Below are 17,910 nucleotides of genomic sequence, written 5' to 3' on the forward strand. Positions count from 1 at the left end.
ATCAGCGACCACTGACGGTGGGCGTGGCGAAACTGTCTGTGAAAAACGCCACCACAGCCTTGCGCGACGCCTCCCGGGCTGCTGGGTCCGGTGCCGAACGCCCCAAGCCGCCCTGGCCACGGTGCAGGAACGGGTCCTTGTATTCCTGCGCGGCTTCCAGGCCATTGAAGCCATGCTCGGCACCGGGGTAGACCAGCACCTTTGCCCGTGCCTGGTCTTCGGCAGGCAGGCTTGCAACCAGTTTGGTACAAGCCTTGGGGTCATCATCGTACTGGTCCTTTTCACCGACCAGCACCAGCAGGCGGGCCGGCGCCAGGTGCTTCAAGTCATAGCCTGGCACACGGTTGTATCCCCAGCACACGGGATAGAACGCTGCCAAGGCTACGGGGCGCACCCCAGAGGCCTGTTGCAACTCATCGTCGATGGACGCAGACGCGGCGAGCATGGCCTGGGCGCCACCCCATGAAAACCCGAGCACCCCTACCCGCTCGCTATCGACCCCTGGCTGATTGGCCAGGTAAGACAAGGCGCCCGCCAGGTCCGGCAAGGTATCGTGAACCCGGGGCGGCCGCCCCTGTGCGCCGCCAGCCAGCCGGCGCGCGCCCCACATGTCCAGTTCCAGCGTGGCGATGCCGCGGGCATTGAGGTCGGCCGCGTGCAACGGCCCGCGTGAGTCCATCCCCGCCGAGCCGTGCAATATCACCACAGCCGGTGCTGGCCCGGCCTGGTTGGCCGGCATGGACAGCACCGCTGGCACCCTGATCGGTTTCAGTTTGCCGGCAGAAGGCAGGGGCTGGCTGTAGAACGAAACCAGCCGCTTGCTGACGCTGGCCACAGTCTCGCCAGCGTCGGATGCAACCTCAGCCTGGGCCGCTGCCAACGGCAGCGCACACCCCAATAACAGGCTGATGGCCAATTTTTTATACATTTAACGACTCCTGAACGCCCCAACGGGCTTTTATTGCTGCTGTTTCACAAAAAACGGACGCCCGTCTCAGCCGCACATCGCCATCGCTGCCACACCCTCGATGGGCCAGCGGCCAAGCGCCAACGGGTCCAGTACCACCATTGCGATCAGCACACAGCACCCCAAGCCGAACGCCACGGCATAACCGCGCACTTGCCGGGCAGTGCACGCGCCATACACCGCGACCAGGGCGAGCAATTGCATGCCCACGGCAAACACCCCAATGGAGAACCCGGAAGCGAGCAGTTCAGCCATTGGCGACCACACTGCGGGGGCGGCCCTGCGCTGCCTGGACCGTGGGTTGGTAGGCCACGGCATCGAAGGCCTGTTGCAGGTCGGCCTTGATATCGCTCACCCGCTCCAGGCCGACGCACAGCCTGATCAACCCGTCGGAAATGCCGGCGTGGCGCCGTGCTTGCGCATCCAGGCGGCCATGGGTGGTGCTGGCCGGGTGCGTGACCATGCTGCGGGTATCACCAATATTGGTGCAGCGCGCCACGCACTGCAGTTGATCGATCCATTGCCAGGCCGCTGCCTGGCCGCCGAAGATCTCGAAACTCAGCAAGCCGCCATGGCCGTCCTGTTGCCTGCACGCCAAGGCATGCTGAGGGTGTTGCGCCAGGCCGGTGTAATGCACAGCGCTCACCAGGGGTTGTTCGCCAAGCCACTGGGCCAGCTCCAGGGCGCCCTGTTGCACCCGCAGCATGCGGATTTCGAGGGTTTCCAGGCTTTTGAGCAACAACCAGGCATTGAACGGGCTGCAGGAAATACCCAACGTGCGCAACACGCCCCTCAACACCTGCATCAGGCTCTTGGAACCGGTCACTACACCGGCCAGCGCACGCCCCTGGCCGTCCATGTACTTACCCGCCGAATGGATGACCAAGTCCGCACCCAGGCTGTGCGGGCGCTGGAGCACCGGCGTCAACAGGGTGTTGTCCACCACGACCAGCGCATCCTTGGCGTGCGCCAGAAGGCTGATGGCACGGATGTCACCAATTTTCAGCAGCGGGTTGGAGGGGGATTCCAGCACCACCAGGCGGGTCTTGTCGTCGATCGCCTGCTGCCACTGGCCCAGGTCGGTAAGGTCGACGAACCGCGCCTCGATCCCGAACCGCGCCATGTAAACGCTGAAGGCACTGGCGGTGGTACCGAACACATCGCGGCTGCAGACAATGTTGTCACCCTGCTGCAGGAACCCATGGCACAGCGCGGTAAACGCGCCCATCCCGGAAGCGAACGCCACCGCGTCTTCGGCTTGTTCGAGCGCCGCCACGCGGCCTTCGAAGGCTTGCACCGTGGGGTTGGTGAAGCGGCTGTACACATTACCCTGCTGTTGCCCGCTGAAACGTTCTGCAGCCTCTTGCGCCGACGCAAAGGTATAAGCAGACGTCATGGCCAATGGCTCGCAGAAAACATCGGACAAATCGCTGACCCGATTGCTGTGCAGCGCCGAAGTTGCGTCAAAGCCGTCCAGGCCAATCGCAGACGATTGCATGGTGCATCTCCTTGTTTGCATTGAACAATGCGCAGTTGATCGGGGGCTATTCCGCTTCAGCCACTGGCGGGGCCGAGGCTTCTGCGGCCACGCGTGCCGAAACCAGCCACAGGGAAGCCAGTGCAGCCATCACGGTGGCCGTCGCCAGGCCAACCAGGGTCAACTGGTAGCTTTGATGCCGGTCGAAATCCAGGGCGCCGAGCTGTGTGGCCAGCAACGCACCCAGTTGGTGTACGAGGAACAGCAGGCCAAACACCTTGCCTTTGATTTCGGCGCCATACAGGGCAAAGCAGAATGCTGACGTGAGCACCACCGTACCCAGGTAACTGGCACCGAACAGCACCGCAAACAGGTAGGTACCCAGCGGCCCAGGTGTGGTCAGCAGGACGATCACCGCCGCCGTACGCAGCAGGTAGAACATCATCAGCAGAAGCCCTTTGTTGTAGCGGGTAGCCAGCCACCCAGCCATCAGGCCACTGACCAGTTCCAGCACACCCAGCAAGCTCAGGCCGCTGGCCTGTACCGAGCTAGGCAGCCCCTCGCCCTGCCAGAACGACACCAGGTGCACGTCGATGAACGCCATGGTGGCCCCACAGCTGGCGAAGCTGAGGGCCAATACGAAGAACCGCGAATCACGCAACAGAAACGCGACCGAGTGCTTGACCAGCGCCGCCTGCGGGTCGGGCTTGAGCGGAACGGTGCGCGCCACCCAGTACAGCGCCAGGCTCAACGGCACCAGGAAGATCAGGCCGACCCAGGAGAACACCGGCTGCCAGCCCACGCGCTGCTGCAGCATGATCCACAGCGGCGAAAGCACGATGAAGCCGATCGACGTACCATTGGTCACGAAAGCGAAGGCGAAGGCCTTGAAACGCTCTGCGACCAGGCGATCGACCAGAATGCCCATGGGTACGTAGGTCATCGCGGCAAGGGCGAAGGCACCCAGCAGGCCATACAACAGGGTGAACAGCATCAGCTGGCTGCCGACCAAGGTCACCCCCAGCAGCACCACCCCTGCACTTACGCTGCCCAGGGCAACCGTGCTCAGCGGCCCAACCCGGTCGCTCAGCCAACCCACCACCGGCGACACCAGGCCAATGGTCAGCACGAACAAAGAACCTGCCGTGGCCAAGGCTGCACGCCCGCCACCAAAGTGCGTGGCCAGGTCGACGAAGTACACTTGGTACAGCCCTTTCAGGGCGCTGGACAGGAACATCACCACGAAGCCGACTACCAGCACCGAGACGATCAGGGTTGAGCTGAATTTCTGTTTCATGGCCAATCCTCTGCGCGGGGTATTACACCGCTTCGGCCTGGGGAGCCCGGCAATACACCTGGTACATGTTTTCGTACATCGCGTAGAACAGCTGGCAGGTGTGATCTACCGCTTGCAACGCCTCTTGTTGCATCTGGGCCGTGGTGCACAGCTGCGAAACCAGATCCAGGCCTTCGTTGACGTGGCCAACGTCTTCCTTCTGGTGCACGGAGAAGAACAGCAAGTCGTGCTCGGTCAGGCCGTACGCCCGGCCGAGCAGCACGTGACGTGCATCACCGGCAACGGTCTCGAGGTTTTGCCCCTCGCTGGCGATCATCACCGCGGCAGCCCCCACGTGGTAACGCGCCGGGTCACGTACCGCCTGCAGGCGGTAGTCGATTAGCTCCCAGGTGGCCGGCAGCGGTTGCTCGGCATCACGCTCGGCATCGCTGATGCCCAGTGCACGCAAGAAATTCTGCATGAGCACCACATGGTTATCGGTACGCGAGAGCCGCCCGGTCTCCTCCTCGAAGCAGTTGGTGATCAGCGCGCGCTTGTGGGCAGGCAGCGGGCAATGGAAGAACAGGTGCTCGACATAAGTCAGGAAGTACTTGGTGAGTTGGTAACCTTGCAGCGCGACCTTGCGCAGGAGCGGCTTGTTGCCTTCAGGTGAAAGCAGGGCTTCGAAGATCGGGTGAGACAGCGTCAGGTGGTGGTGCAGTTTCTGTTCCAGCTGATCGCGAAAGGCTGCAGTCGACAAGGCCATGGTGGCGTTCCTTGAATGATTGAAAAGGGGCCCTTGGCGGCGATGGCCGCAGGCGAAGGATTGAGGGCGCTTCAGCTCAGGTTGAGTCGCTGGGCCAGGCTTTGTACTGACTGGGCCATGTAGTGGCCGCGGTGCTTCACACCGTTGACCCGCGCGTAGTCGTCGAGCACGCCGTAGGTCTGAAACCCGAAGCGTTGCCATAGGCGGTGGGCACGGGTGCCTTCGCGTACGTCCAGGGTCAGCAGTTCGATACCCTTCGCCTGGCACAGCCGCACGATTTCCGCGAAGGCCCGGGCCACCAGCCCGGAGCCCCGGTAGTCTGGGTGTACCACGCCTTTGCTCAGGTCAGCGATGTGGCGGCAGTTGGGCATGCTGCTACGGGACAGGATGACCAGGCACGCCGGGCCGGCAGGTGCCCGGCCGAGCAAAGCATGGGTATGCCCGCCCTCGATACGCGCCTGCAACGCCGCGGCGAAATCGACACCCTGGTCGACCGACATCGCCTGCTCGTAGCCCAGCACCCCGCCATCCTCAACCGTGCTGTTGATGAGCGTCATGATGTCCAGTGCAACAGTACGGTCAGCCCGTTGTAGCCATTGCAACTGCGCCTCGGTGGAGACTTGTGGCGCCAAGGAGAGGGAGGTGTTCATGGTGAAATCCCGTGTACGTTCAGGCAGGGATTTAACCGTTTAGGTGTAACGTGGAGTAAGCAGGCAATCGGACAGAAAACGGAAAGATAGTGACAACCCTCAACCTGCCCGGGAACCGCGGCGCAGACGCTGTGCTGCACCGCGCCGCCTGCTCGGCGGGCAGGGTCGCGCACCCGCCCGGTGCCGTGGCATTTTTCAAACGATCCCTGCGCCCCTGCGAACCCGCCTTACAGCCGGGCCTCAAGCGGCTGCTGCAGCAACCCACGGGGTAACTGGAAGCCCTTGAACGGTTCCTGGGTAATGGGGTTGAACGCTTTTTCAGCGCTGAGCCGGTAGCGCATCACGCCATCACCGGTGCTGAAGCTCAGGTCCACGCTGGTTGCGGTTCGCCCATTGAGCGAACCGCGGCTGAGCAAGCGGAACATCGACCAGGGGCCGCGGTACTCCAGGCGGCTGCTACTGCCGTTCTGCCTGAGCAGGGTCAGGTTACTGCGCACGTGCCGGCCAAGCGTGTTCGGCCAGATGATGCCGGTGAGCTGCCGCGGGCCATGGGTGTAGGCAATCAGCTGGCCGTCAAGGTCCAGCAGGCTGGTGCGCTGGTTAGCGCTGAGCCCCAGCGGCTCGATGCTGAACTGCACGCTCAAGTTGCCACGCTGGTCGAAGAAGGTTTCACGAATGCGGTTGGCCAGCGCCAACTGCTCGATCACATCGCTGCGGATCAGCGACTGCCCTTGCGGGCCGGCGCGCAGCGCCTCGAGGTTGTCGTGCAGGAATGCCTTCAGGTATTGCTCACTGAAGCGCTGCAACCGCCCCTGCGGCCCGAAGAACGCCTCGAAGTCATCCAGCGATGCATCCGGCGCCCTGGCCACGAAAGGGTAACGCCCGGCAAGGCGCTGCTGGAAGAAGCTGTAGACCTCGGTGTCCCAGCGCCGCTCCAGCTCGCGCAGGGCTTCGATGTGCAGCACCCGGGCGGTTTCATCGGCCACCTTCTTGGCGTGGTGATTGAGCGGTTCAGGCAAACCGGTGGCCACCCGTTGCAGGGTGCTGATCGGGTCTGGGCCGGTCATCGCAAAACGCTGCTGCACCGCTTGCAGGGCGGCCTTGCCCCGGTCTGGGCTGCCCTGCACGGCCTTGGCGTAGTCGTGCACGGCCACCATGGCCGCCAGCACTTCATCGTAGTAGCTTGGTTTGTCTTGCGTTGCATGCAGCATCCCGCTCAGCCCCGCAAAAGCCCGCTGGATGGCCCAGGCCTGCTGGCGCTCGGGCTCGCTGCCCTTGGGCATGAGCGTGTCGCTGGCGCTGCCCGTGTCGAGTACCTCAGCCGATGACAGCGAAGTGTTGTCTTTCACCGTAGCCAGCAGCCGGTGCCACGGCGCCGCGGGCCCGGTCAGCTGCTGCAGGACCATTACGCCGTGTTCGAGGTCGTGAAAATCCGCCACCGAAACGGCATTCAATGCACGTCGCCAGCTGTTTATGTAGTCGGCGCTGTACAGGTTGCGCAGACGCTCGCTCAACACTGCCCGGTCAGCGTCCGAGTACTCCAGCTGGCTGCGCTCACCCAGCGCCCACTGGTCGATCATCGCCATGTCGGCGAAGCTTTGGCTGCGGGGCTCGAAGTACTCCTTGAAACCCTTGGCGGTGTGTATCGGCGCCAGTCGCACATCCTCGCCGCTGCCCCCAGCCGAGCGCTGGTACACCACGTCGAACGCGGGGCCGACCTGCTGACGCAGATCCAGGCCCGTGAGCAGGTGTTCCTGAGCCTGCTGCTTGAGCCCGGCATATACCCGCTCCGGTAACGGCACCTTGCGCAACGCCGCCTGCACCACGGCGATACGCTGGCGGTACTGCGGCAACTCGGTGTCGGCATAGGCCAAGGCATACTTCAGGTGGCGCATGAGGTCGCGCTGCAGCTGCCCTTGGCCAGGAAACTGTTGCTGCCACTGGCGGGCCATCCATGTCTCGACCCACTCAGGCCGCCGGTTCTGGCGGTCTTCCAGCATACGGTAAACCCGCAGGGCAGCCATTTGCCGTTCACTGCCTGGCGCAGCGGCATCCATGGCGTCGATCACGCCACTGGCCAAGGCCGGCAGGAATCGCCTGGAGAGCAAGCTGAGGTAAGCCTCATCGACACGCGGGCCAATGATACGCCCCTGGTAGAGGCCTAGATCGGAAACACCCGGCCAGGCGGCGCGGTAGTCGCCAAACACCGAAACCGCATCGCGGATCTGGTCCAGCGGCTCCAGCAGGTTGCGCCCGGTCGGGTCCAGGCGCTGATCCACTTGGTGGTGGCTGTACTCCCGGCTTTTGGCGAGCACGTTGGCGGCCTTGGCGCCATTGATGTCGAAAAAGCGCTGCCAGCTGGCTACGGCAACACAGAAAGCCAGCATGCCCACACCCGAGCCGACCCATAACAACCGGCGCTTGCTGCGCGCCACCTTGATGTTGTCTCCGGCAAGCCCCGCCTCCTTGTAGATGACACGCCGGAACGCATGCTGGATGAAGTAGGCAAACGCTTTGCCTTGCGCCTTGCCCTCCAGCAACGGAAGCGCTGTGTTGTAGGGCTGGGCTGACTCGCGCACGAAGGCGTTGAGCACGTCCCCTTGCTGAATAACCGAAGACCAGTACACCCCCCGCACCAGGGCGGGTGTGGTGTAACGGTCACTCGCCAGCGTTTCTTTCAGGAAACCCAGCAGTATCGGGCGCAAGCCGATCAACTGGGCATGCAACGAGAACAGCCGCGCGCGCTGCGGCGCACTGGCCAAGGTATCGAGTCGATCCACCACCTGCTCGAACAGCCGATTGAGCAACTGCTGGTAATGATCGCCATACTCCTGCAGCCAGGCATCGAAGGAGCCGACCGTATCCAGCTTGAAGGTGAAGCCCAGCATGTTTTCCCGCAAGTCGACGGGAAGGCCCCCATAGAGCTGGTCGAAGCCGTCCAGCAGATCGAATTTGCTCAGTACCACATACAACGGCAGGCGCGAGCCCAACTGGCTGCTGACTTCGTACAGCCGCGTGCGCAGCCTGTGGGCCAAGGCAACACGCTGCTCGGGCGTACCCTGCAGTAACGCAGGCAGGTCCACGACCAGCACCATGCCATTGAGTGCCCGCTGGCTGCGATTGTGCACCAGCCAACCCAGCAGGTGCTGCCAGAGCCTGGCGGGGGCAGCCGGTGGCACCTGCGGGGCACCTGGCGCCCCGGCGAGCGAGCCTGCCGGCGAGTCCTGCCTGATAAAGGCCCCGGGCGGGTCGATGATCACCGCCTCGTTGCTGACCCACCAGCCTATCGGGAAGGCCAGCGCCTGCGCCTGCGTACCCCGCGCCTGCACCTTGTCGATCCGGGTCAGGGAAAAGCTTTGCTCCGTACGGTCGATGAAACTGGACTTGCCCGCATGCTGGTCACCTATCACCAGGTACCAGGGCAATCGGTACAGGGCACGCCGCCCTCCCGCACTGCCGAGCAATCGCGCCAGCCCTTGGTCCAAGGCGTTTTCCTGGGCCCGAAGCAACGGCAATACGCTGTCCAGCTCTGCGGCCGCCGCCTCGTTGCGCTCTGCCTGAAGGCGCACGTAGCGCCTGCGCAGCACCAACAGCCAGCACAGCAGCGGCACCAGCACGAGCACCAGGCTGGCCAGACTGCGGTGCGCGATGCTGGCAAGCGGATGCTGTTCACGCCATGCCCACTGTGGGCCTAGCCACCAGATGGCGACCAGCATCAGCACGCTGCCCAGCAGAAGCAGCACAGGCATGGCCAGGCCGACTCGAGTCGCCAGGGGCAAAAGCCAACGTTTCAATAGCGTCCATCGTTGATTCATGGCGGGTCCTAGTCCTTGTTCTGATCGGCCAACGCATCAGGCGCGGCATGCTGTTGCAGGCGTTTGAACACCTCCGGCTCCCAGGCACTGGCCATGGTTTGCTGCATGGTTCGGGCAACACTGGCGCACAGGTCCTGAGCCAGCCACGAGACGCCGCGCGCGGCCAGCAGATCGGCCGCGATCACGGTGGTGTGGCAGCGCTCACGCGGCGCGCGAATATCTGCCTGCATGGCCTGGAGCCTGAGCAAAACCGGCTCTACCCCACCGCTTTCCAACTGGCTGACAAGTTCTTCGCGCAGGCCCACGAACTCTTGCGCCGTTTCAGCTTGCGGTTGCTGGCCTGCGCCTTTGAGCCAGGCCATGCACTGGTCGTCCAGAAACGCCGTGCCGTCGCTGAAGCACAACTGCTGCAGGGCAGGGATACGCTGGACGAACCGGGCAGTCGCTGCGCGGATGGCTTCGGCCACCTCAGGCATTGCCAACCGTGTGGCGGTGGTGGCCGCAAGCAAGCTGCCGCGCATCCAGAAGGGGCAAGCCGACACGCTTTTTTCGATCCGCTGCAGCAGCGCCGCGTCGAACACGCTGCCGGCAATGGCCTCTTCATAATCGCCGGCGATCTCCAGCGGCACCGCCATCAGCTCGGTGCGGTGACCTTGCCCCGCCTGAGGCGCGGCCTGGATGTGAGCCCACAAGCCGAAGCGACGCAACTGATACCCCGCTGGGTCGTAGGGGTCCTGCTGGTTGATCAGCTCAGCCATGCTCAGCACCGCCCTTCGTGATTCACGCTCGTTGCCTAGCGACACGCGGGGCATGGGTGTGGCGATGACTTCGGCCAGTGGCGCGGGCTTGATGACGGGCGCCGAAGCCCTGGCCGCAGCAGGCTCGCCTGCGCCACTCGCCCGTTCCGAGTGCTTGCGTAGCAGCCGCGCCATATCATCGAGCATGGCGTCGTCCAGCAGGGCCACGGCTTGCAGCTGTTGCAGCCGCAGCAGCGCCTGTTGCGCCCCGGCCGCATGCGCAGGGCTATAGGTGAAACGGTCCAGGCGCGGCAGGGCTTCGTTCAAGCGGTTGAGCACCAAGCCAACCAGCTTGCGCTTACCCAGGTAACCCTTGGGCCCTGGCTTGGGATAAGCCGTCTCCCAGTAGCGCTCGACCATGCCGGCCAGCAAGGTCAACGTGAGCGCCCAGCGTTCCCAACAAGCACTGCGAAGCCATGCGGCACTCAGGTGTGCCACGATGCGCAGATGCTTGCACTGTTGCCCCAGGTACTGGCGCGACGCTTCCTCGATGTACACCCAATCGATAGTGCCCTCCTGCAGGCCACCCAGCTTGACCATTTCCTGGTCGATGGCCTGGTAGGTCTCATCCTCCACATCGAACAGGCCGGCCGGTGCTTGCGCGTCGATGGCTTTGAGCAACCGGGCGATTTCCTGTGCATTGACCTCGGCTACCAGCGACATGCCTTGCGCACCTCGCCGATAAGCGGGTCAAGCCCCTGAGCGTCGAAGACCAACCCGCCAACGGCAGGGTTTTCGCTGTGAACCTGGATGCGCCGGGCCCCGATCAGCTGCCTGATCTGTTCGATTCCGGGCAGGCCGCGGCCGGCATCGAGCACCTGACCGTTCTCCGTCACCTGCCAGGGCGTCGCGGCGGTGGCGCCACGCTCCCCCTGCAAGCGCACCGTCAGCCGGCTGGCATCCACGGGGTGTGCGGCGATCAGTTGCAACCGCGAGATGTTCTGCAAACAGCTGATTACCAGGTAGGGGTGCGGTGCAGCCGAAGCGATTGCGGGTGCAGAAATCGTCAGCCCCTCGTCTTCACGCGTGAGCCGGAACGTCAAATCGTCGGGATTTCGGCCTGTTTCATAGGCCAGCACCCGACGCACCGTGGGGGAGTCCTGCTCCGGTGCCGACCACTGCGCGGCCACGCGGTGCGCAGGTGTTCCGGCGGATTGATCGAAACAGGCCAGGCGCTCAACGTTGGATACGATGCGCGAGCAATTCTGATCGGCATGCACTGGCAGTGGCATGCAATTGATTATCAGAAAAAGACCTGCGCCAGAGGTATGTTTCGCCAGGCATCGCAATTAAATTCCCTCTCGATAGTACATATGCCCTGTATCAGCTCCGCTGATATTTAAACGCAATCACGGGCACTCCGGCCCGCGAGCGGCAAGAGACTAGCTCATAAAAAATCGCAAATACAAACAAATATTTTTTTACACTTTGACCCTCGACTGAATAACAATTTCAGGCGCAAGGTTTTTACGCAAGAGGCAATGACTACCTCGCTCTTGTTTATATCGTAATCAAGTCTGAAGGAAATTTCCTACAAACTAAATCAGAACTCACGAACAACTATCAGGGACTTCCCACACAAACCAAGGAGAGATTCTGCGATGGCAAAGCCCACAGGATCGGTTGCACCCAAAGAACGAATCAACATCCGATACGTGCCCGCCACAGGTGATGAACAGGCCGAAGTAGAGCTGCCGCACAAGATGCTGGTGATGGGCGATTTCGGCCTGGATGACGCCCGCGCGCTGGAAGACCGAACGGTCATGCGCATCGATAAGCACACCTTCAACAATGTGTTGAATGACGCCAACGTCCGTCTGGCCATGTCGGTGCCCTCCATGCTCACCACGGCTGCCGACGCGGAGCTGGCGGTTCATCTGCAGTTCAGGTCGCTCAATGACTTCGCACCAGACGGTATCGCCCGCCAGGTACCGGAGCTGAGCAAGCTGCTGGAGCTTCGCGAAGCGCTGGTGGCGCTGAAAGGCCCACTGGGCAACGTGCCCGCGTTCCGCAAGCAACTGCAGCACCTGCTGAGCAACGAGCAGGCCCGCAAGCAACTCGCCGAAGAGTTGAACCTGGTGCTTGAGGCGCCAAAAGAAGACTGAGACAACGGAGCGTCCCATGGCAAAATCAACCAGCACTCCCCTCGCCGCTGAACGGTCGGGCGAAACATTGAGCAGCGCCACGTTGCTCGACCAGATCATGGCCGAAACCAAACTGGTGCCCGCACAAGAGGGCTATCAAGTCGCTCGCCAAGGTGTATCGGCCTTTATTGCCGAAATACTCAAAAGCAATGATCCAGATCAACTCATCAACAAACACCGCGTCGACCAGATGATTGCAGAGCTGGACCGGGTGCTCAGCCGGCAGATGGATGCCATCCTCCATCAGCCGGTATTCCAGGAACTTGAATCTTCATGGCGCAGCCTCAAACTGCTGGTCGACCGCACAGACTTCCGCGAGAACATCAAGCTTGAAGTATTGCATGTCAGCAAAGAAGACCTGCTCGATGACTTTGAGAATGCGGCCGATATTACCTGCAGCGGTATGTACAAACACGTTTACACCGCAGGTTATGGGCAATTCGGTGGTGAGCCGGTGGCGGCCATGTTGGGCAACTACCACTTCGGCCCCGCTGCCACAGACATCAAACTGTTGAGTTACATGGCGTCTGTCGGTGCCATGGCGCACGCCCCCTTCCTTGCCGCCCCCGCACCCGATTTCTTCAATTTGAGCAGCTTTGAAGAGCTGCCCAACCTGAAGGAGATCAAAGACATCTTCGCAGGGCCACGGCATGCCAAGTGGCGCGCCTTCCGCGAAAGCGAAGACGCTCGGCACGTTGCGCTGACCGGGCCACGTTTCATGCTCCGCTCGGCCTACCACCCTCAGGAACAGCCGATCAAAACCTTCAACTACGAAGAAAACATCGACGGGCGACACGACAACTACCTGTGGGGCAACTCCGCTTTCCTGCTGGCCAGCTGCATCAACGACAGCTTTGCCCGCTACCGGTGGTGCCCGAACATCATTGGCCCGCAGTCCGGTGGCGCCGTCGAGGACCTGCCCGTGCATCTGTATGAGGCGCTGGGGCAACTGCAAGCGAAAATTCCAACCGAGGTGCTGATATCCGACCGCAAGGAATTCGAGCTGGCCGAAGAAGGCTTCATCGCCTTGACCATGCGCAAGGACAGCGACAACGCCGCGTTCTTCTCGGCCAATTCGGTCCAGAAACCGAAGCAGTTCCCCAAGACGCCGGAAGGCCTGCAGGCCCAAACCAACTACAAGCTGGGCACGCAACTGCCCTATTTGTTCATCGTCAATCGCCTGGCCCATTACATCAAGGTGCTGCAACGCGAGCAGATCGGCAGCTGGAAGGAACGCCGCGATCTTGAGTCCGAGCTGAACAAATGGATCAGGCAGTACGTCGCCGACCAGGAAAACCCTTCGGCCGATGTGCGCAGCCGTCGCCCATTGCGGGCCGCGAAGGTCGTGGTTTCGGACGTTGCCGGGGATCCGGGCTGGTACCAGGTCTCGCTCGCCGTGCGCCCGCACTTCAAATACATGGGCGCAAATTTCGAGATCTCGCTGGTTGGCCGGCTTGATACCGAATGAGTGGTTTTTTCAATCGCTTGGTGACGGACCCGTCTGTTACCCGCACGCCTTCCCGGCAAGAAAACGCTGCCGAAAAGATTGCCGCCATCAAGCGCCACCTGGAAACGCTACTCAATGCACGTCAGGGCTGCTCACAAAGCAGCCCTGAACTGGGCCTGCATGACTTCAACGGGCATGCCACAAGCAGTGGCGACCTGTTGAAGCAAGTGAGTGCCGACATACGCCGCACCATTCAGCGCTTCGAGCCGCGCGTGCACGTGCGCGCGCTCAAGGCCATGCCCGCGTGTCACGCCCCGCTGGAGCTGCATTTCAGGCTGGACTGCCAGGTGCAGGTCAACAACCACCACGAGCAGCTGCAACTGGAGCTGCTGGTCAACGGCCATAGCCGCCATACCCGAGTGAGGTGACCGATGTCACTCAAGGATCGATTCAGCGAAGAGTTGCGTTACCTGCATGAACTGGGCAACGACTTCGCTACCGACAACCCACAACTTGCCCGGCTGCTGGGCAAAGGTGGCAGCGACCCGGACGTCGAACGGCTGATGGAGGCTTTTGCCTTCCTCACCGCCAAGTTGCGCCTCAAGCTGGAGGATGACCTGCCAGAGCTGACGCACCCCATGCTGCAGTTGCTGTGGCCCAATTACCTGCGGCCCCTGCCGAGCGCCACGATCATCCAGTTCACGCCACTCAAGCAAGCGCTCAGCCAATCACACTGCATTCCCAAGGGCTCACCGTTGTTCTCCAGGCCCGTGGATGGCGTGCCTTGTGAATTTCGTACGTGCACGGCCGTGGACATCCACCCGTTCGAGATCGAATCGGTCAGCGCTACCCAGACGCTCGACAGTTCGGTAGCACGCATCGAACTGCGCACCCTGGTCGAGCGCCCCTTGAACACCCTCGGCTGCGACAGCCTGGATTTCCACTTGAGCGGTGATGACAAGACAGCCCGCACGCTCTACCTGTGGCTTGCTCAATACCTCAAGCATGTCGCGGTAACGATCGATGGCCAAGTGCACCGGTTGCCGGCCAGCAGCATCATCTTTCCGGGCTTCAGCGCGAACGAAGGGCTGCTGCCTTATCCGCAGAACGTCTTCGATGGCTATCGGATCCTGCAGGAATACTTCGTTTTCGCGAAGCGCTTCCACTTCTTCAGCGTTAGCGCACTGCAGAAAGTCTGGCCCGATCAAGCGACTCGGCAGGTGGGCATCGAACTTCACTTCACCCGCCAGCTCCCTACCTCGTTGCGTATCGGCATGGCGGATTTGCGCCTGTTCTGCACGCCGGCGGTCAACCTGTTCAGCTACAGCGCCGAACCTATCGACCTCTCCAATCGGCAGGCCCCTGCCGAGCTGACCCCCAGAGGGAAAGAACGGCATGCGTATGAGATTTTCAGTGTCGACAAGGTGGTCAGCACCCGCACCACAACAGCCGGCAGCACCAGCGAACACCTACGCACGTTTCGCCCGTTCGAATCGTTCGCCCATGAGATCGAGCATGCTCAAGGGCGCACGGCGTTGTACTACCGCTACACCCTCGAGGAGTCGTTGCGCGGCGAGGGCGTCACACATCGCATCGCCTTCGTGCGTGCCGATGCCAGCGCTTACACCGGTGAGCTGGAAACGGCGTCCATCGACCTGACCTGCACCAACCGCGATCTGCCCCTGGCGCTGGGCGTTGACGACATCGATGTGATTTCCGAAGCCACGCCGGCGCTGACCACCTACACCAACATCTGCAAACCCACCCGCCCCTACCGACCAGTGCTGGATGGCCAGTTGCAGTGGGCGCTGGTTTCCAACATGTCGCTCAACTACCTGTCGCTGCTGTCTGCCGAGCCGCTGAAGGCGGTGATTCGTGCCTATGACTTCGTGGCCTTGCACGACCTGCAGCAGACACGCACGACCCACAAGCGCCTGGAAGGCATTCGCGATGTTCAGACCGAGCCTCTGGATTGGCTGATCAAGGGCCAGCCCATTCGCGGGCTACGCACACGGCTGAAGCTGGACCAGGCCGCCTTCCTGTGCGAAGGCGACCTGTACCTGTTCGGCTGCGTGCTGGCGCACTTCTTCGCCCTGTACGCCAGCATCAATTCCTTCCATCAACTGGAAGTGATCAACATCACCAACAACGAGCACTACACATGGCCCATCCAGACCGGCAAACAACCGCTGATCTAGCCGACAGGCTGCTCGCCGAGGCACACCAGTACAACTTCTACCAGTTGCTGGAGCGCCTGCACGGCTTGCATGGGGATGACCTGGAACCGCGCTGGCCGGACCAGGCCACCCGGCTGCGCGTGCGGCTGGCCTGTGACCCACGGCTGACGTTTCCGGTTTCCGACGTGTACAAAGCCGAACGCATGCCCGGGGCAGAAGACCGCTACCGCGTGTGCGCCACCTTCATGGGCCTGCATGGCACTGACTCACCCTTGCCTGCCTACTACCTGGAGCAGGTGGCCTACGAGCATGCGCAGGGTATCGGTGTGCGGCCGGCCTTTTTCGACTTCTTCAACCACTACCTGCTCAGCCTGCTGCACCGCGTGTGGCGCAAGTACCGCTACTACATTCGCTTCCAGCCAGGTGCCAGCGATGGCTTCTCCCAGTACATCTTTGCCCTGCTGGGGTTGAATGACAAACAACTGCGCGGCGACACGCCGTTGCCCTGGAGCCGACTGCTCAGCTTCGCCGGTGTCATCGCCAGCCGCAGCCGCGCACCGGGCACCGTCGCGGGCATCATCGCCCACTGCTTCGACCTGAAACAGGTGCACATCAGGGAGTTCGAGACCCGCTCGGTGCCTACGACAACCCGGCAACTGGTAAGCCTTGGCTGCAGCAACGGCGAGCTGGGCACTTCGTTCCTGGTCGGCAGCCGCACGCGAACGCGCAGCAGCAAGTTCACCATCGTGATCAGCGAGCTGGACCAAACCCAACTGCGCGGCTTGCTGCCCAGCGGCATCAACTTCAATCGCCTGCGCGCCTTGATCGACTTCCTGCTGCGCGATGGGTTGGCCTACGACCTGGAATTGCGGCTGCAGCAGAACGCGCTGTCGCCCTTCTGCCTGCACCCGAGCCAGGGCGCCCACCTGGGCTGGACCAGCTTCACCGATGACCGCCATGGCCAGATCAGCCCCGTGGTGCGCTTTCGGGGGCGCTCATGAGCACATTGACCTTGAACATCACCAACCTCGACCAGTTGCAGCACAACGTCACGGCCCGGCACACATTCGATCGCGCAGGCGGCACCATCGGCAGCGTAGGGGCCGCGTGGCTGATCAATGACGGTGCACAGAGCGTGGCACCGATCCACTGCGAGATCCGTTGGCTCGAAGGTAGCTTCTGCGTCATCGACCGCTGCGGGCGCACCTACCTGAACGACAACCTGGGCAGCCTGGGCACGCGCTCAGCCAGACGGCTGCTTGAGGGCGACCGGCTTCGGGTCGGCGCTTATCGGCTGTTGGTCCAGCTGTCGCCAGCGGATGCCCGTTCGCTGGAAGCGTTATTCAACCCCGACTCACGGGTGCTCGACCAATTCATCCTGGATGCACCTGCAGAGCGTTGGCCTGCCCAGCCCGCAACGGCCCCGGTCGCCGAGATTTGCTCGGTATTCGCCCAAGGTATGGGCAACGATCCCTTGGCAGCACTGGACGCGGTGACGCAAGCCACGGCGCAGGACCCGCTGGACCGCCTGGTTGCAGGAGAACACCCATGACGCGTCATTCACTGGTGGCCGGGCTTCTGGCAACCCTGATCGGGCTCTCGGGCTGCACCGCCCTGGGCAAAATGGGCCAAGTGGCGCTGAACCCTTCGATACCCGTCGGGCCGCCCAAAGATCACCCTACCGAAATTGCTTTCAGCATCAACGCCAGCCCGACACTCAACAGCAACCCCAGCAGTGTGGACGTGCTGGCCGAGCAAGAAAGCAGCCTGGCCCCCAGCCCCTACGCAGTCACCTTGAGCGCGGGCGACCCCTACGCCCTGGCCGAGAAGGTCGGCACCCTGTTCGAGTTTCTGCAGGAGCAGTACCCGGCCGCCTCGCCTGTCGAGTTACCAGAGGAGGAGGCCGATCTCCCGCTTCGCTCGCCCTTCGAGCACAGCACACCCGGCCGCTACGAAGACGCGAACATGGTGCTGACCTTACCGCGCAGCACCACGCCGGCCACCGAAGCGGTGGCTACGCCCATGGCTATCAAGATCCTGCAACTGCGCGACGACTCATTGCTGCGCAACAGCCTTTATGAGCTGCTGGACAAAGACCCCGCCAAGGCGCTGCGCAGTACCTATATTCGCGATGACGATTATCTGCTGCACCCTGGGCAGTTCAAGTTCATTCCCTTTACCGCCATCGAGCCCGAGACCCGCTTCGTTGCCGTGATCGCCGATTACCGCAACCAGGACGATGCCACCTGGAACCAGGTACTGCGCATTCCACCGCGGGGCCACCAGATCATCCTGTCGGTGTTGCTCAACGACACGCAGGTTTTGCTCAAGGAGCAAGACTGATGGCGCCTGCAACCCTGCCCTTCTCGCTCACTCACGCTGACACGGAGCGCT

The 17,910-nt window shown here is 62.4% G+C and carries 16 protein-coding genes; 7 read left to right on the top strand and 9 right to left on the bottom strand.

Translation table 11 applies throughout. From position 1 onward, the window contains the following. Nucleotide 1: 1 nt before the first annotated feature. The 9 genes from FPB55_RS16785 to vasI all read right to left on the bottom strand — a co-directional run bounded on the left by FPB55_RS16785 (nucleotide 2) and on the right by vasI (nucleotide 10,980). The gene (locus tag FPB55_RS16785; RefSeq protein ID WP_009686357.1) at nucleotides 2-928 is read right to left on the bottom strand and encodes a dienelactone hydrolase family protein; all 927 of its coding nucleotides are present in this window, start codon (nucleotides 926-928) and stop codon (nucleotides 2-4) included. Between the two features lie 66 nt (nucleotides 929-994). Beyond that, entirely contained in the window at nucleotides 995-1,222 is a 228-nt protein-coding gene (locus tag FPB55_RS16790) for a hypothetical protein (protein WP_029887440.1), read from the bottom strand. After that, nucleotides 1,215-2,465: an aminotransferase class I/II-fold pyridoxal phosphate-dependent enzyme gene (locus FPB55_RS16795; protein WP_047149823.1), complete on the bottom strand. Its 1,251-nt coding sequence runs from the start codon at nucleotides 2,463-2,465 to the stop codon at nucleotides 1,215-1,217. Before FPB55_RS16795 ends, FPB55_RS16790 begins: the two co-directional genes overlap by 8 nt. Before the next feature lie 46 nt (nucleotides 2,466-2,511). Next, entirely contained in the window at nucleotides 2,512-3,741 is a 1,230-nt protein-coding gene (locus FPB55_RS16800; protein WP_029887442.1) for an MFS transporter, read from the bottom strand. Nucleotides 3,742-3,763: 22 nt separating this feature from the next. Then, complete coding sequence (locus tag FPB55_RS16805) at nucleotides 3,764-4,486, bottom strand: iron-containing redox enzyme family protein (protein ID WP_009686353.1); 723 nt, start codon at nucleotides 4,484-4,486, stop codon at nucleotides 3,764-3,766. Nucleotides 4,487-4,557: 71 nt separating this feature from the next. Then, the gene (locus tag FPB55_RS16810) at nucleotides 4,558-5,136 is read right to left on the bottom strand and encodes a GNAT family N-acetyltransferase (protein WP_115294448.1); all 579 of its coding nucleotides are present in this window, start codon (nucleotides 5,134-5,136) and stop codon (nucleotides 4,558-4,560) included. A gap of 227 nt (nucleotides 5,137-5,363) precedes the next feature. Further along, on the bottom strand, nucleotides 5,364-8,951 hold the full coding sequence (gene tssM, locus FPB55_RS16815; protein WP_144188729.1) for a type VI secretion system membrane subunit TssM: 3,588 nt from the start codon (nucleotides 8,949-8,951) through the stop codon (nucleotides 5,364-5,366). A gap of 8 nt (nucleotides 8,952-8,959) precedes the next feature. Then, nucleotides 8,960-10,411 (bottom strand): type VI secretion system protein TssA, encoded by a 1,452-nt coding sequence (tssA, locus tag FPB55_RS16820; protein WP_054881750.1) that lies wholly within the window; start codon nucleotides 10,409-10,411, stop codon nucleotides 8,960-8,962. Further along, complete coding sequence (vasI, locus tag FPB55_RS16825; protein WP_009686348.1) at nucleotides 10,399-10,980, bottom strand: type VI secretion system-associated protein VasI; 582 nt, start codon at nucleotides 10,978-10,980, stop codon at nucleotides 10,399-10,401. Before vasI ends, tssA begins: the two co-directional genes overlap by 13 nt. Nucleotides 10,981-11,349: 369 nt before the next feature. Here vasI and tssB point away from each other — a divergent pair, with 369 nt between their 5' ends. Genes tssB through tssJ form a run of 7 tightly spaced genes read left to right on the top strand, consistent with a single transcriptional unit; the run spans nucleotide 11,350 to nucleotide 17,859 of the window. Beyond that, a complete protein-coding gene (gene tssB, locus FPB55_RS16830) occupies nucleotides 11,350-11,853 on the top strand; it encodes a type VI secretion system contractile sheath small subunit (protein WP_144188731.1) in 504 nt (167 codons plus the stop codon). A 16-nt stretch (nucleotides 11,854-11,869) separates the two neighbouring features. Then, on the top strand, nucleotides 11,870-13,360 hold the full coding sequence (tssC, locus tag FPB55_RS16835) for a type VI secretion system contractile sheath large subunit (RefSeq protein WP_144188733.1): 1,491 nt from the start codon (nucleotides 11,870-11,872) through the stop codon (nucleotides 13,358-13,360). Further along, entirely contained in the window at nucleotides 13,357-13,767 is a 411-nt protein-coding gene (gene tssE / locus FPB55_RS16840; RefSeq protein ID WP_009686345.1) for a type VI secretion system baseplate subunit TssE, read from the top strand. The genes tssC and tssE overlap by 4 nt, the downstream gene beginning before the upstream one ends. 3 nt (nucleotides 13,768-13,770) lie before the next feature. After that, entirely contained in the window at nucleotides 13,771-15,537 is a 1,767-nt protein-coding gene (tssF, locus tag FPB55_RS16845; RefSeq protein WP_144188735.1) for a type VI secretion system baseplate subunit TssF, read from the top strand. Then, nucleotides 15,501-16,517, top strand: coding sequence for a type VI secretion system baseplate subunit TssG (gene tssG, locus FPB55_RS16850; RefSeq protein WP_029887180.1), 1,017 nt, complete (start codon nucleotides 15,501-15,503; stop codon nucleotides 16,515-16,517). The genes tssF and tssG overlap by 37 nt, the downstream gene beginning before the upstream one ends. After that, nucleotides 16,514-17,068 (top strand): FHA domain-containing protein, encoded by a 555-nt coding sequence (locus tag FPB55_RS16855; protein WP_054905713.1) that lies wholly within the window; start codon nucleotides 16,514-16,516, stop codon nucleotides 17,066-17,068. The genes tssG and FPB55_RS16855 overlap by 4 nt, the downstream gene beginning before the upstream one ends. Then, nucleotides 17,065-17,859, top strand: a complete 795-nt coding sequence (tssJ, locus tag FPB55_RS16860) for a type VI secretion system lipoprotein TssJ (RefSeq protein WP_009686341.1) — start codon at nucleotides 17,065-17,067, stop codon at nucleotides 17,857-17,859. The genes FPB55_RS16855 and tssJ overlap by 4 nt, the downstream gene beginning before the upstream one ends. Nucleotides 17,860-17,910: the final 51 nt, after the last annotated feature.

It is taken from the genome of Pseudomonas sp. BJP69 (assembly GCF_007633355.1).
GTDB classification, from domain to species: Bacteria; Pseudomonadota; Gammaproteobacteria; order Pseudomonadales; family Pseudomonadaceae; genus Aquipseudomonas; species Aquipseudomonas juntendi.

Bases quoted from the DNA above. Each gene is read 5' to 3' on its own strand.
- tssB (WP_144188731.1), top strand. From the start codon at position 11,350: ATGGCAAAGCCCACAGGATCGGTTGCACCCAAAGAACGAATCAACATC.
- FPB55_RS16810 (WP_115294448.1), bottom strand. From the start codon at position 5,136: ATGAACACCTCCCTCTCCTTGGCGCCACAAGTCTCCACCGAGGCGCAG.
- tssC (WP_144188733.1), top strand. From the start codon at position 11,870: ATGGCAAAATCAACCAGCACTCCCCTCGCCGCTGAACGGTCGGGCGAA.
- FPB55_RS16800 (WP_029887442.1), bottom strand. From the start codon at position 3,741: ATGAAACAGAAATTCAGCTCAACCCTGATCGTCTCGGTGCTGGTAGTC.
- tssA (WP_054881750.1), bottom strand. From the start codon at position 10,411: ATGTCGCTGGTAGCCGAGGTCAATGCACAGGAAATCGCCCGGTTGCTC.
- tssM (WP_144188729.1), bottom strand. From the start codon at position 8,951: ATGAATCAACGATGGACGCTATTGAAACGTTGGCTTTTGCCCCTGGCG.
- FPB55_RS16795 (WP_047149823.1), bottom strand. From the start codon at position 2,465: ATGCAATCGTCTGCGATTGGCCTGGACGGCTTTGACGCAACTTCGGCG.
- tssG (WP_029887180.1), top strand. From the start codon at position 15,501: ATGGCCCATCCAGACCGGCAAACAACCGCTGATCTAGCCGACAGGCTG.
- tssJ (WP_009686341.1), top strand. From the start codon at position 17,065: ATGACGCGTCATTCACTGGTGGCCGGGCTTCTGGCAACCCTGATCGGG.
- vasI (WP_009686348.1), bottom strand. From the start codon at position 10,980: ATGCCACTGCCAGTGCATGCCGATCAGAATTGCTCGCGCATCGTATCC.
- FPB55_RS16805 (WP_009686353.1), bottom strand. From the start codon at position 4,486: ATGGCCTTGTCGACTGCAGCCTTTCGCGATCAGCTGGAACAGAAACTG.
- tssF (WP_144188735.1), top strand. From the start codon at position 13,771: ATGTCACTCAAGGATCGATTCAGCGAAGAGTTGCGTTACCTGCATGAA.
- FPB55_RS16790 (WP_029887440.1), bottom strand. From the start codon at position 1,222: ATGGCTGAACTGCTCGCTTCCGGGTTCTCCATTGGGGTGTTTGCCGTG.
- FPB55_RS16785 (WP_009686357.1), bottom strand. From the start codon at position 928: ATGTATAAAAAATTGGCCATCAGCCTGTTATTGGGGTGTGCGCTGCCG.
- FPB55_RS16855 (WP_054905713.1), top strand. From the start codon at position 16,514: ATGAGCACATTGACCTTGAACATCACCAACCTCGACCAGTTGCAGCAC.
- tssE (WP_009686345.1), top strand. From the start codon at position 13,357: ATGAGTGGTTTTTTCAATCGCTTGGTGACGGACCCGTCTGTTACCCGC.